Source organism: Nitrospira sp. (assembly GCA_024760525.1).
Taxonomy (GTDB): Bacteria; Nitrospirota; Nitrospiria; order Nitrospirales; family Nitrospiraceae; genus Nitrospira_D.
In genome coordinates this window covers 2,991,002-3,003,394 of the sequence record CP060499.1, presented here as the reverse complement: position 1 = coordinate 3,003,394, position 12,393 = coordinate 2,991,002, and the positions used below count along the sequence as shown (strand labels likewise).

At 54.5% G+C, this 12,393-nt stretch carries 13 protein-coding genes; 2 read left to right on the top strand and 11 right to left on the bottom strand.

All coding sequences use genetic code 11. The features are described 5' to 3' along the window. Window positions 1-24: 24 nt before the first annotated feature. From H8K04_14045 to H8K04_14020, 6 genes are all read right to left on the bottom strand, one after another. Entirely contained in the window at window positions 25-843 is an 819-nt protein-coding gene (locus tag H8K04_14045) for a methane monooxygenase/ammonia monooxygenase subunit C (protein ID UVT14946.1), read from the bottom strand. Between the two features lie 359 nt (window positions 844-1,202). Continuing rightward, window positions 1,203-3,227, bottom strand: a complete 2,025-nt coding sequence (locus H8K04_14040) for a CopD family protein (GenBank protein ID UVT14945.1) — start codon at window positions 3,225-3,227, stop codon at window positions 1,203-1,205. Then, window positions 3,224-3,625: a copper resistance protein CopC gene (locus H8K04_14035; protein UVT14944.1), complete on the bottom strand. Its 402-nt coding sequence runs from the start codon at window positions 3,623-3,625 to the stop codon at window positions 3,224-3,226. The genes H8K04_14040 and H8K04_14035 overlap by 4 nt, the downstream gene beginning before the upstream one ends. Before the next feature lie 79 nt (window positions 3,626-3,704). Then, a complete protein-coding gene (locus H8K04_14030; protein ID UVT17988.1) occupies window positions 3,705-4,256 on the bottom strand; it encodes a hypothetical protein in 552 nt (183 codons plus the stop codon). A 103-nt stretch (window positions 4,257-4,359) separates the two neighbouring features. Beyond that, complete coding sequence (locus tag H8K04_14025) at window positions 4,360-4,896, bottom strand: hypothetical protein (GenBank protein UVT17987.1); 537 nt, start codon at window positions 4,894-4,896, stop codon at window positions 4,360-4,362. A 113-nt stretch (window positions 4,897-5,009) separates the two neighbouring features. Further along, window positions 5,010-5,594, bottom strand: coding sequence for a hypothetical protein (locus tag H8K04_14020; GenBank protein ID UVT14943.1), 585 nt, complete (start codon window positions 5,592-5,594; stop codon window positions 5,010-5,012). Between the two features lie 276 nt (window positions 5,595-5,870). Here H8K04_14020 and bfr (H8K04_14015) point away from each other — a divergent pair, with 276 nt between their 5' ends. Beyond that, the gene (gene bfr / locus H8K04_14015) at window positions 5,871-6,347 is read left to right on the top strand and encodes a bacterioferritin (GenBank protein ID UVT14942.1); all 477 of its coding nucleotides are present in this window, start codon (window positions 5,871-5,873) and stop codon (window positions 6,345-6,347) included. 6 nt (window positions 6,348-6,353) lie between these two features. Then, window positions 6,354-6,824 (top strand): bacterioferritin, encoded by a 471-nt coding sequence (bfr, locus tag H8K04_14010; GenBank protein ID UVT14941.1) that lies wholly within the window; start codon window positions 6,354-6,356, stop codon window positions 6,822-6,824. Window positions 6,825-7,378: 554 nt separating this feature from the next. On the opposite strand, the gene H8K04_14005 is transcribed toward bfr (H8K04_14010), so the two are convergent. The 5 genes from H8K04_14005 to H8K04_13985 form a co-directional block, all read right to left on the bottom strand. Further along, the gene (locus tag H8K04_14005) at window positions 7,379-8,071 is read right to left on the bottom strand and encodes an HD domain-containing protein (protein ID UVT14940.1); all 693 of its coding nucleotides are present in this window, start codon (window positions 8,069-8,071) and stop codon (window positions 7,379-7,381) included. Window positions 8,072-8,813: 742 nt separating this feature from the next. Then, a complete protein-coding gene (locus tag H8K04_14000; GenBank protein ID UVT14939.1) occupies window positions 8,814-10,544 on the bottom strand; it encodes a hypothetical protein in 1,731 nt (576 codons plus the stop codon). A gap of 140 nt (window positions 10,545-10,684) precedes the next feature. After that, complete coding sequence (locus tag H8K04_13995; protein ID UVT14938.1) at window positions 10,685-11,203, bottom strand: hypothetical protein; 519 nt, start codon at window positions 11,201-11,203, stop codon at window positions 10,685-10,687. A gap of 24 nt (window positions 11,204-11,227) precedes the next feature. Next, the gene (locus H8K04_13990) at window positions 11,228-11,899 is read right to left on the bottom strand and encodes an FMN-binding protein (GenBank protein UVT14937.1); all 672 of its coding nucleotides are present in this window, start codon (window positions 11,897-11,899) and stop codon (window positions 11,228-11,230) included. Continuing rightward, window positions 11,896-12,351, bottom strand: coding sequence for a hypothetical protein (locus H8K04_13985; GenBank protein UVT14936.1), 456 nt, complete (start codon window positions 12,349-12,351; stop codon window positions 11,896-11,898). The genes H8K04_13990 and H8K04_13985 overlap by 4 nt, the downstream gene beginning before the upstream one ends. Window positions 12,352-12,393 lie beyond the last annotated feature (42 nt).

The following is a 12,393-nucleotide window of genomic DNA, read 5'->3' as shown; positions in this document are numbered from 1 at the left end:
ATTTGGACTGCTCGCCATTCCCGTTTAGTACACGGTCTTGTGCCCGGGGCCCACCTGGCTGGGGAACGGATCCAGGATGCTCTTCGGCGCGTTGTTCCAGATCACGTCCGCCAGATTCGACATCCGGCTCACGATCTGCGCCGCCACCCCGCCCGCTGCCCCGAACAACCCGCACCACCCCAACGTCACAAAGCCCCAGTGCAACGGGGCCGAGAACAATTCATCGACGAACCAGAACGCATGCCCCCACTCGTTCAACCCCACGTTCGGCAGGATGAACATCGGCCCCACCACCGCCGCCACCAGCGGGAACGACGTCGCCTGCGCGTACAACGGTAACCGCGTCTGCGCATACAGGTAGCTCGCCACCCCGCACGTGATGTACAACGGGAACGTCCCGTAGAACGCCACAATGTGGCTCGCCGTGAAGCTCGTGTCCCGGATGATCACTTGGTGCCACGCCGCATCTTGCTCCAGCGTATAGCTGCCCGCGTAGTACACGCCCCAGATGTAGCACACCAGCCACCCCATCCAGTAAAAGTACCGCTTCAGCTCCAGCTTGTGGTCCAGGTTCGCCAGGTTCCGGTCCCGCGTCACCCAGATCCACCCGATCGTCACGGCAAAGAACACGGCGTTCGCTAAAATGTTAAAGCGCCACAGCCCCATCCACACCGAATCGAACTCGGGGGTCATGGAGTCTAACCCGTGCGAGTACCCGAAGGCCCGTTGATACAGCACCCAAAACACGCCGATCCCCAGGATCGCCAGCCAGCCCAACTTCACCGGCTTCGAGTCATACCACTGCGATATGTCATACCCTCGCCCCGAACTGTCAGCTGCCATGTCCCCTACCTCCTTGTGTTAAATGAAAGTGTGCAGCTACCGAATGCTAGATCCCAGAGAAAAGATCCCGCCACACGTTATGAATTTATTCCAGTGGAAGGACCCGCGAAAAGGTGAACAAGTATCCGACAAAGCTTCAAGACGAGTCAAGCAAAATATCATGGGTGAGGCCAGCTAAACCCTTTGCAGACAGCGTAAATTGAAGGTCTGGCTTGCGCGCCCGCAGGTATACTCTTGTAGGTGTTGGAAGTCAAGGTGAGCCGGTGTGGTTTCTTGCCCCAGTTCTGCTTGTGGACTAGTCTTATGTAGGGTGTTCTGTTTAAACGGGGATGGTTCGGTCGGCTACACGAGAACATTCTTCAATGAACGTGATCGCCGGGAGGAGGCAAGATCTCTCGCTCTTGATTGAGTTGGGTGATCTGCTGTGCCAGAAAAGCAATATCCGTCCATCCCGACCCGTCGCCATCAGGGATCCATCGCGCCCGCAAATACCCGTAGCGGTCAAAGAGAAATTCCATGTGCTTCGGGCGTGTCCCTTCACCGAACAGGTCAGGAATGGAGAGGGTTCGACGGAAGAGGGCATAGCTGCGGGCGATCTCTCGTGCACCCTGCGTGACGACAGGAAAGGGCATATCGTGAACGATCGCGGCCAGTTCATCCGGAGGGAGGTCGGTTATGGGCACTGCCAAGATGGCCGTATTCTTTCCGGTGATCGTGGCGGCAGCCGTGCGTAATTGGTCAAGCCGCCCGCGCGACTCCGGCCAAGAGAAGAGAACGAGCAGCACGGTGTGTTTCCCGCGAAAATCTTTCAAGGTACCGCTCGAACCGTCGTGCCCCGCGTACGAGAAGTTGGGCGTGGCCATGAATGGTTGCTCAGGGAGAATCCGGGGGCCAATGATTCTCGATTGATACCCTCGGGAATTGGCATGGAGAAAGTTCAGGACATCCCAACGCTCCTCCTCGGAGAATTTTTCGCCGAAGGGCGGCATGATCCCGTTGAATCGACCGTAGGTCAGCCAATGAAAAAAATCACCCGCCGTGTGCATGGCGGTATGAGGTTCCGTGAGAAGGTCTACCGGTTGTTTCGGTAACGTTTTGGCCAGCACACCGTTCCCTTTTGCTTGGGGTCCATGACAAGGAATGCAATTCCCGGTAAAAAGATCGACACCGTTTGCGATGGAAATGGCATCGAACGGTACCGGGGTTTTCCGATAGGTTTCCGGGTACGATTGCACGGCGATGGGATAGAAGGTTGCGGCGAGTCCGACGATTCCAAGGACTGTGGGCACCGCGATCCGCCACGAGGTTTTCCAGCTTTTCCGACGACCGAGAATGATCGTCGAGGCGGCTAGCATGAGGAACATGATTCCAACCCCGACGAGAGTTCGTACAAGCCAGTCGCCCCACGTGGCGTCGATAGAGAAACGGAATGGATAGGGCCAGTTATCAATGACGTCATGCTTGGCGGGGACAGCATTGGCCAGTAAGGTCGCAACAATCACCAGGAGGATGGCGAGGAGAAACTCGACTTTGACCCCTGTCCTGAGCTTTTGTCCGGCCGCTACGGCTGTTTCAGGGTCGCCCTTGAGTGATGGTACCCAAACAGACTTTGCTCGCGAGGCGATGGAAAGAATGACGGCAAGTAACGTCACCTTTGTGATGAGGAGCCAGCCATAGGTGGTTGCAACCAGTCCGGCATAATTGGTGTCAATCATACGATTGGCCACGACGACGCCTGACGCGACGACGGCGATCATCGTGGGGAGAGCCATCGCTGAAAACCGGTTCAACACGTCGCCGGCGCGCGTTCTTTCTTCGGTCGAGCCTGTCGCGGCGTTGGCGGATGAAGAGGCGACCAGGATGACTCCCGGGAGGCCGCCGAACCAGGCGCTGGCTACGATAAGATGCACGGCATAGGACAACGTAGCGAGCAGCGCTTGTTCTTCGGCTGCCGAATGGCTGGCGAGTGAGCCGAGGGCCAAGGTCAGCGCAGCGGCAGACGCACACAGAACGTAGCGCCATCGCGCCGCGGACGCATTCCGAACGTACAGGACAATCGCAAGAACCGCGAGCGCGCTGGTCGCGCGCAGGACCCAAATAAGGCCGATTCTGGTCTTTTGCAAGAAATCCGACCAAGCTTGCGGATTCCAGGCATTTTCAGGGACTCCGGTCGCTTGCGCGGTGGTGGTCGCCAAAAGACCGAATAACCCAATCAGAATCGCGAGGGCCAGCCAGGGAAAAGTCTTTTTCAGGCGGGTCGGCCACGGATGTCCGAAGCCGGCGAATGTCTGCTCGGCGATTGCTAAGAAGACGCAACCACCGATCAATATCATGTTGGACGCTAGTTGCAGAAAGCGGAACAGCGCACCAGCAGCCTCGATCATTTCCTTTGAGCTTCGCCCTTTACGGTAAAGTCGAAGGTAGATTCGACCACGTGACCATCGACGGAGAGGACACGAAACTTTACGGAATACTTGCCGGGCGCCAACTCCGGTAATGGCAGCAGAATCGATTTTTGGTCATCCGGGGCGAGGGTGGGTTTCAAGTCGGTGATCGGCTGCTTCTTCGCATCAAGGACCACGAGCGAAGCGTAATCTCCCTCAATTTTCTCATTGAACCACAATCGCACTTGAGTCGGCGACTTGGTGAGGACGGCTCGTCGTGGAGGCTCCGCCTTGACCAGCATAGAATGCGCGAAGGCCGAGGTGATGGGCATTCCCAGGGCGAATGCCACGATCAAAATGAAGCGCACAAACGTGCGCCTGCGTGGTGAGCCGATCATTATTCCTCCTCGTGCCCGATTGCTGCACCCGAGAAAACGTGACGCGTCTGGCTGGTTAGAATATCGCTTCAGCGATGGGTCAGCCGCCTACGGCACGGGTGATTTCCGAAGGTTTACGACGATCGCGAAAGGCGAAGAATACAACGACAGCGATACCGACCAAGACAGGCAGAATAAGCATCATATAGTGTTGCAGGTGTGAAACGGCTCCTGTTTCACCGACAGAAAAAGGAAATCGTGCGGCGTGCTCGCGCTTTTCGCCGATTGATACCAGCCCGACGAACTTACCGGGCTTGTCAAAGTTGTATTTCACGTCGATGGACCCGGTTGGGTAAACCTTGGCAGGGAGGTGCGTGACGGTCACGGCTTCGAGATTGTCCTCCGAACCGGTATCTCTGATGACACGCACTTCAACCGGGAGCGAGCGAAGCTCCTGTTCCACATAATCAAGAACCAAGACCGTGTTTCCCAGCCCCGGTAGTTCCTGGCAGAATTGCTTGTCGTAATAGCTGTCAGGCTGGTAGCTGTTGAAGTACATCTTGTACGGTCCGATGTGCAGGACACAGGTGTCTGTTGCCAATTCGTGTCCATGCTGGGCCAGCGCCGAGAACGGAGCTGCGACCAGAAGCAACACGCAACACACCCACACACGAATCAGAAAGTGACGGGACATGTTCAAACCTCTTCTTTTCCGGTCCCTATTCATTCGTAGCGACTCTGTCGCAGTTGATGCCTTAGGAAACCGCTATCTGCGACGGTTTGCGGCGATCGCGCATGAAAAACACAATCCCCACTACAATGATCACTGCCGCTACGGGAACCATATAGATGTTTAGGAATTTTGAAAAAAACTTCGGCTCTCCTACCGAGAATGGAAACCGGGAGATATGTTGCTGTTTGTCGCCCACGGTGACCATGCCGACGAATTTCCCCGGCTTGTCAAAAGTGTACGTAAAATCGATGGAACCATTGGGATACACCTTTGCTGGGAGGTGGAAGACCGTATTAGCCTCAAGATTGTCCTCCGAGCCGGTGTCCTTGATAATGCGAACTTCGGCGGGTAGCGTGCGAAGTTCTTGTTCGATGTAATCCAAGACGACAATGGTTTGCCCAGTCGCCGGGATGTCTTCACAGAATTGTTTCTCCTGTGTATTCTCAGGTTGGTAGCCGCTGAAGTGCATCATATAGGGGCCCACCGTGAGTTTGCACATGTCCTCGGCCATGGATAGCCCACCGTGAGCATGGACTTGTGAAGACAAGAGAGCACCCATGGCAAATACCGCACATCCAACCGTCAGCTTTAGGTTTACGAAAGGCTTCATGAGCGATCCCTCTCTGAAATGGTAAGTGAATGCTTAGATACCGACATGTCGCGCCTGGCTGCTCATGTGCGACGTCGTGCAAACCAACCCCGCACTTTGACCGACTTCGAGAGCTCATACCCGACTATCCCGAGTACCAGAAGCAATGCCAGAGGCCCCAGTGCTGCGCGTCCGAGCTTTGAATAGTCGACTTGTTGCACTCGCAGCAAATACGATGAAGGGCTCAGTCCTTCTGCCGTGATGATGACTTTGTACAGGCCCTTGTCCAATTTGGCTTCGCCCCTCACGACGCCGTCCGGGTGAGAAGCCGGCTTCCAAAACGCCACTGTCTTAGCCTCGTCTTGCTCGTTCTCATTGACCCCTTGGACGATTTTAACCCCAACCTGCAGTGTCCGCAGGCTTGGGTCGACCAGGTCCACGACCAGGAAGGTATCGCCCACATCGGGGATGTCCGTGCAGTATTGAGCTTTCGGCTCAATTTGGGGTTGGTAGGCGCTGAAGTGCACCAAGTTGCCACCGATTCTGCGCACACATGTGTCTTCTTCGATCGACACGTTTCCGTGCGCCATGACGGTGCCTGGGCTCAATGTCGCCGCGAGAACGAATAGAAAAAGAAGCGGGCCGATGCGTCTTGCCTGCTTGATCATGAGGTCTTCTGTCGTGTCAAATTCCAGACGGTCGATATTCGACGAAATTTACCATCCTGCAGACCGCTCTTTCAAGTAGTCGAGCCCCGCGTCTCGGTGCGCATCAGAAGACCGCCTCACTGCAGGTCTGGGCGCAGCCCATGAGACTGAGAATTCATGTCATCTGAAACTGAGAAGTAAACTCGAAATGGAACTATTTCTCGAGTTGACGATATCGATCAGACGTGGTGATAATGGCAAAAAGGGAGCGGGCGTAGCAAGAAAGGAGAACGTATCATGAAAGCAAAAGAAGGGGTCATCAATATCCTCAACAAAATCCTGACGGCGGATTTGACCGCCATCAATCAGTATTTCGTCCATGCCAAGATGTGCGAGCACTGGGGGTATGAACGCCTCCAGCATAAAGTGCGCGAACGGAGCATCGATGAGATGAAGGATGCCGATGAACTCATCGGTCACATTCTGTACCTGGAAGGCGTGCCCAATATGCAGCGAATGAACGCCGTCCAGGTCGGGGAGACCGTTCCTGAACAGTTTAAATTGGACTTGAAGGCAGAGCAGGAGATGCTGAGCTTACTGAATGAAGGCATCGTGCATTGCACCAAGGTCACCGATTTCACGACGCGGCACATGCTCGAAGACATGGCGAAGGATGTTGACGCCCATATCGATTGGATCGAAACCCAATTTGATACCATCAAACAAGTCGGCCTGGAGAATTACCTCGCCGAACAAATCAAGAAAGAATCCTGAGGCAGCATGAAAGCCAAAGAAGGCGTCGTTGAACTTCTCAATCAGGTATTACAAGCCGAATTAACGGCGGTGCACCAGTATCTGTTGCACGCCGCCATGTGCAAGAACTGGGGGTATGAACGGCTGCACGATCACTACAGCCATCTGGCAACCGAAGAAGTGCAACATTCTGCCGGCCTCCTAGACCATATCTTGTACCTAAACGGGACGCCGGATGTGGGACGGCTCGATACGATCGCACAGGGGCGGGATGTGGCGGCGCTGTTTCGAGCCGACCTGGACTTCGAACGTGAAGATGTTGAATTGCTCCGAAAGGCGATCGCACATTGCGCCAAGGTCAATGATTTCACAACACGTCATCAGCTGGAGCATATGATTGAGGATTCGGAAGAGCACGTTGACTGGTTCGAAACGCAACTGCGGACGATCGAGCAAGTCGGTCTCGATCGATTCCTTTCGGAGCACATCAAGAAGTAGTGACTCACCCATCCTGTTCGGGACGTGCGGTTCACAAAAACCGGAAGGGCGAGGGCCCGATCTCGTACAACGCGGGCTGCTTACGGGCGCCGCGTAGTAAAACATGCCTGATGCTCAAGTCGGCATGACCGGGGAGATCTTGCGATCACGCGCCCAGTGTTTTCAGCCATGCTTTGAGTCGTCGTGTTCGAACCGACCTGGCGAGTCCCCGTGCTTGTCCTCGTTGACGCTGGAATGAGCGGCACTTGAGACACCACAGCGAGGGGATCTGATGCCCGGTCGGTTGATTGCATCGCTGGCAGATCATGATAAGCGTTTCTGTATCGGACGTGTGATTCACCGGCTCCACGCTCTCAACGGAGAGCACGATCCGCTCTCGAATGCGTATGCGATGCCTCTCGGGAGTCCTTCTTTAACCCCCCCAAAACCCCCTTGGCATCCTACCAGTTGAATGGGGGAGGCAAGGGTCCTCGGGAGGTGAGGCCCCTTGCCTGTAAGGTGGGAGGGATGGGAACTCCCACTTCGGAACCGGTGGAAAGGGCATGCCGCAAGTGTTAGAGGTAAAAAGTTTCATTCAAACCTGTAGCCTCCATCTTTCCTAGGAGTTCACTCAAAAGACTGACGACAAAAGGGTCAAATTGCGTTGCTGAGGCTACCCGGAGGATTCGAAGCGCGATGTGATCCCGGAGAGCTCGATCAGCGACACCGGGAATATCAATAGCATCGAATGCGTCCGCAACGGCCAGGATTCTCGCTCCCAAGGGAATAAACTCTCCTCTCAGACCATACGGGTAACCGGACCCATCCCAACGCTCATGATGGTGTGCAATCATAATGGTTGCATCACGGAGGAAGGAAAAGGGTTCCAGTAACGTGGCACCGAGCCGTGGGTGGTTTTGAATCGCCACGTAGGATTCGGGATCGAGTGACTCTTGCTCGGATTGTAAGTGGAGCGGCAACATGAGAAGGCCGACATCGTGAAGCAGGGCGGCCAGTTTCAGTTGATGTAAAGTCACGGCATCGAGATGCGCTGCTTCCCCGATCCAAAGGGCAATGGCGGCTGTCTTTTGCCCGTGTGCTGCTTGCCAAGGGAGCAGGAGATCGAGCTCCTTACTTACCTGCCGAACGAGGATGCTTTCGAGATCCCGGCGGGATGTATGTGGCAGATAAAGATGATCGATCTTTCTGAGCATACCTTGAATACTCAGGACGGCTGGCTCAACTTTATCTGGCGTGTACACGCGCATGACTCGCCTCCGTAAAAACGAAGAGCCCGGGACCACCCGCGTGATCCTGGGCTCTGGGTGAATAACCGCTGGCCGCACAAAACGTCTACGACTTGCGCTCGTGCCTATTATTCTTGAGGTCGTCTATCTCTCATCGGAAGACCTTCCAGACGCCCACATTCACGCAAGGAATGATCATGATCAGGAAGCTCAAGGGCATTGGGATAGCCCCGGCCCCGGCCACTCCTTCTTTCAGGACAAGTCATGGTGGTCCGGTCCCCCAACCTTCAATCGCTGAAAAGGGGATCACGATAATGCGCTTGCACCGCTTGCATTTCAGTTCCAGCCCTTGTCCGCATACCTTGGCGATCAACTGCCCGCATTCGCAACGAGTCTCAACGGCCTGAGAACGTTCCAACGAAGCAGTTTTTGCAATAGCCATATTTTGATCGATTTGTAAATGATATTGAGAACGATTATTAATATCCTGATAGGTATTTAGGTGTCAAGCGGAAAATTCTTGGGAGTGGGACGGGTCGGACCGTACGGAAATAACTTAGTCGAGGACGCAGGAAGATGGCAGCGCCATCAGAAATTCCTCATCGACGACATGCACTGTGAGAAAATGCACTCTGTCCGTATGTGATTCATGAAGGCCGTAGAATGGCGATGAGTCAGATATCAGGGCAGTTCACAAGGTGACAGTTCGCTACAGGGCCGCGTTTGTATTCGGTACGGTCCGTTGTCGGTGAATGACCGCAGGCTATTGATAGTCTTCATTCAATGCCTTGAGGAACGCGGCGAGCGAACTGACATCTTGGCTGGTCACGGAAATTCCCCCAAGCTCCGGAGCTCCATTCCGAAGAGTATTTGCGCGTTCGAGATCCGATATCTCTCGGTAAAACTCCACCACTTGCTCAAGCGTATCGAATTGCCCGTTGTGCATATAGGGTGCGGAATGGCTCAAATCGCGAAGGCCTGGTGTCTTGAATCTGGCTATGGCCCGATCCAATAACGTTGAATCGGATAGAGGGCACGGTATCTGCTCATCGCACAGGATGACTCTTATTTTTGTCTGAGTGTTTGGGATATCGGGGTTGGCGAAAATGTTCCATACACCCAGATCGGTCAAGGCAGGGTTGTTCAGCACAGGGATCGCTCGGAAACGTTCTGAGGCGGCGGGATGTTCCTCAGTGCCGGGAAGGAAGGCATCGTAGTTTCCATTACGAGTGGCAAGATCGGGGATCACGAGAGCGGAAAATGTGTTGGCACCGTGAATGCCGTCGTACTCTTTTTGAGTTGTGCCCGTGTTGTGCAGCTTGAAATCGGTAAAGTTAGGTGCGGCATGGCAAGCGAGACAATTCCCGATCGTGCCTGCGGTTAACTCGCCCGGTGAAGCGGGTAGCGTCGCCGGCTCCGCTAGGAACATCTTCAGACCGGCCAACTCCGTCGCGCCGAACTCGAACACCTGAGCGTGAAACTGAAACTGTCCATTCGATCGGTTAGGATTGGACGTCACGAATCGAGGGGAGAATCCCGGTGCGTTGATAAGCGCCCGGAGCCGTCGGCTATAGGATAGCGGAGATTCATTTGGATCAGGCCGCTGAGGTAAGCCGTTGATCGTCAAGAAGACATCGAATGGGGACCGAATCAACGCCCCACTGTCCTCGGTCTGTGAAAAGAGAAGACCTCTCACATAAGCTGAGACCACTCTCACGACCGCGTCGAAGATTTCTTGGTCGGTGGACGATCCGATGAAAGCGCGAAATTGGGGAGGTAGTCGCAGCTCCTCAGGAATGTTCGGGTCGGTGCCGGTGAACAATACTCGGTAGGACAGACCGGTGTCGGTCAGGTCGAAGGAACCGTCGTCACCTCGGACCACGTTTGCGATATGCGCGATCGCTTGAGATTTTTCACCGTGAAGCCAGCCGAAGTTTCGGCCGGTAAATGTCGCCGTGACCAGGTTTTCCATAGAAGTGAATTCCGCGTCGAAATGAAACAAAACGCCTCCGGGCCGATTCAGACTTGCATTGACCAGGGGAGGGGAGTTTCTCGGCGCGTGCGTCTTACCGTCGGCCCGTGCAGGGATCGGACTTCGGCGCGCAAAGTCGGCATAGGTTCGCATGCCGGCGCCGGGAGATGACAGGACATCGTCCACCAAATGGCAGGCCCGACAATTCATCGACAGCCCTTTGAACGGTCCCGGGTTGATCGGTGCTCCCAAGGTCTCAACCGTATCGACCACGCCATCACCGGCTTTCGAATTGTTGACATTGCCCCCATTGTCCATGAAGACTTTGAACGCCTGGGCAAATCGCGTTTCCAGAAATAGCCGTTCGCCGACAGCCTCCTCAGCGCCAGGTGTGCCTGTGTTTGTAATTGGTGGGGTGGAATTCTCAGGTCCTGAACAAGCAGCCAGGCCGACGAGTAAGAATGAGATATGTAAAATGGTCAACGCTGATGGGATAGCACCCGAATTATGTTTGCGACTCATGATGCCCCAAGTCTTTCTGTTAAGGAGCGAGATGTGGGTTGTACGTCTGTGGACTTTCCTATCCGGCGTCGTATACCCCTACGAAGGGTCAGAGATCCACGGAAGCACTCTGAAAGAATCTGTCTAGCGCATTTGTCAATTTATGGTTCCTGTGGGTGTTTGCTTCCCGCCAGTGGTCGACCGAGCACCCACATTTCGTACAGTGGAACGACCATCATGACCAAAAAGCTGATAGTCATCAGAGTATCGCCGGTCAGCATCGAAACGACGAATATGGGTGAGACATAGCTGATCAGCCATGGCGACAGAAGATCGAGCATCACGCCGCCGAACCCGGCCCAGGTAATCGCCGCTTTCAACATATGGCTCGCACCGGTCAGATACATGACGTGGATCAAGATCATGAATACGACCGGCATCGTAAACAGATGGAAGTGGGTGATCTCCGCGAGCTCTCGAAACGACATGGGCTCCCCAAATGTCGTATCGGACCCTCGATAGTGCTCAGCGATGCCTTGAGGTGACAATCCCGTCATGCTATGGGCCCAAAAAAAGGAAAAGCAAAATCCGACGAACATCAAGAGCAAGAACAATGTGTACAGCATCCGAACATGGCGATCGGAATCGCGGAGCTTGAATTTCTGGTTGAAGTTTCGCATGCAGGGACGCGGGGCCCGCTCGATCTAGTTCCCAAATATAGACGGCAACAATCCCCTGTCTTTTTTGGCGGCCAGTGTGTCGCTGCCGATCCCGGCCGGTTTCAAGTAGAACTCATCGATCAACACGAGCACGCGTTTAATGCCCGCACTCATTGAACGCACGGACATCGTGGCGCCGGTGATATTGATGATGTCCTTGTTGATCCGAACCGGATCAAGGACGGATTTACCCTCATACTGGGCGTTGAATCGCTTCTGGCGAACTTCGCTCCCGCGTGCTTCCCGAAACACAAGGAGCTCAATGTCGGATACCAACCCTTTGTTGTCGACACCGACCATATACGTCATCGGTTTATGTTTGCCGATGGTATTTTGAACGACCGCATAGCCGTCGACCTGAGCTCCGGTTTCCCCGATGTAAACCTCGAAAGACTCTTCCGGAAACTTCCAACCGATCCGTTCCTCGATAAGAGACTTTTTCTCGGAGCCGAGCCTGATGATATCTTTTCGAATCCGCTCGGAGTTCGGAAGCATGAGTTTGATGCCGTCCTCCTCCTTTAAGTAGACCTCGGCCATGTTCACTTCTTGGTCGGTCAAATAGCGCTTGAGATCGCTGTCCCAAATACGTTCGGCACCGATCGATGGAGTCGGCATCATGGACAAGGCGATGAGCAAGCAGACGAAGCCAATACTCATGGTGAAACCGCGCACCCGTTTTCTTTGAGACGCGCGTTGAGTTTTTCAGTGACCTCTTCCATCACTTCTTCCGATGGTTCGACCGGCCACCACCGTGTTGCCTGCTGAGATACCCCGCCCCTGGCATGCCATCGTTGACGCGTTTCCAGCACATTCACTGCAGACACGTCATGATCCTGCTTGACGGCAATCGTCAGCCGCGCCCGTTCACGGTTGCCGAATCCCTCCCGCCCAAAAATTCCATAGGGTCGTCTTTTACCTTCCATTTCAACCCATGCCGTTTCAATCGTTCCATTACTTTTATTTTCAGACGTGACCGAATAGCCCTTCATTGTTTCCGAAGTCGCTGCCCACACGGTGTCGTATGGGCAGACAAAATACTGATCCCGCCCCCCGCTTAAGGATGCACAGGCTGTTAACGCTAAACACAGAAGGAGAATAATTACTCGCATAAATCCATTCTCATGATTTCAGGTTAGGGGAGGCCGGCAGGA

Excerpts from the sequence above, each read along its gene's own strand:
- H8K04_14045 (UVT14946.1), bottom strand. The coding sequence starts at position 843 with ATGGCAGCTGACAGTTCGGGGCGAGGGTATGACATATCGCAGTGGTAT.
- H8K04_14040 (UVT14945.1), bottom strand. The coding sequence starts at position 3,227 with ATGATCGAGGCTGCTGGTGCGCTGTTCCGCTTTCTGCAACTAGCGTCC.
- H8K04_14035 (UVT14944.1), bottom strand. The coding sequence starts at position 3,625 with ATGATCGGCTCACCACGCAGGCGCACGTTTGTGCGCTTCATTTTGATC.
- H8K04_14025 (UVT17987.1), bottom strand. The coding sequence starts at position 4,896 with ATGGGTGCTCTCTTGTCTTCACAAGTCCATGCTCACGGTGGGCTATCC.
- H8K04_14020 (UVT14943.1), bottom strand. The coding sequence starts at position 5,594 with ATGATCAAGCAGGCAAGACGCATCGGCCCGCTTCTTTTTCTATTCGTT.
- bfr (UVT14942.1), top strand. The coding sequence starts at position 5,871 with ATGAAAGCAAAAGAAGGGGTCATCAATATCCTCAACAAAATCCTGACG.
- bfr (UVT14941.1), top strand. The coding sequence starts at position 6,354 with ATGAAAGCCAAAGAAGGCGTCGTTGAACTTCTCAATCAGGTATTACAA.
- H8K04_14005 (UVT14940.1), bottom strand. The coding sequence starts at position 8,071 with ATGCGCGTGTACACGCCAGATAAAGTTGAGCCAGCCGTCCTGAGTATT.
- H8K04_14000 (UVT14939.1), bottom strand. The coding sequence starts at position 10,544 with ATGAGTCGCAAACATAATTCGGGTGCTATCCCATCAGCGTTGACCATT.
- H8K04_13995 (UVT14938.1), bottom strand. The coding sequence starts at position 11,203 with ATGCGAAACTTCAACCAGAAATTCAAGCTCCGCGATTCCGATCGCCAT.
- H8K04_13990 (UVT14937.1), bottom strand. The coding sequence starts at position 11,899 with ATGAGTATTGGCTTCGTCTGCTTGCTCATCGCCTTGTCCATGATGCCG.
- H8K04_13985 (UVT14936.1), bottom strand. The coding sequence starts at position 12,351 with ATGCGAGTAATTATTCTCCTTCTGTGTTTAGCGTTAACAGCCTGTGCA.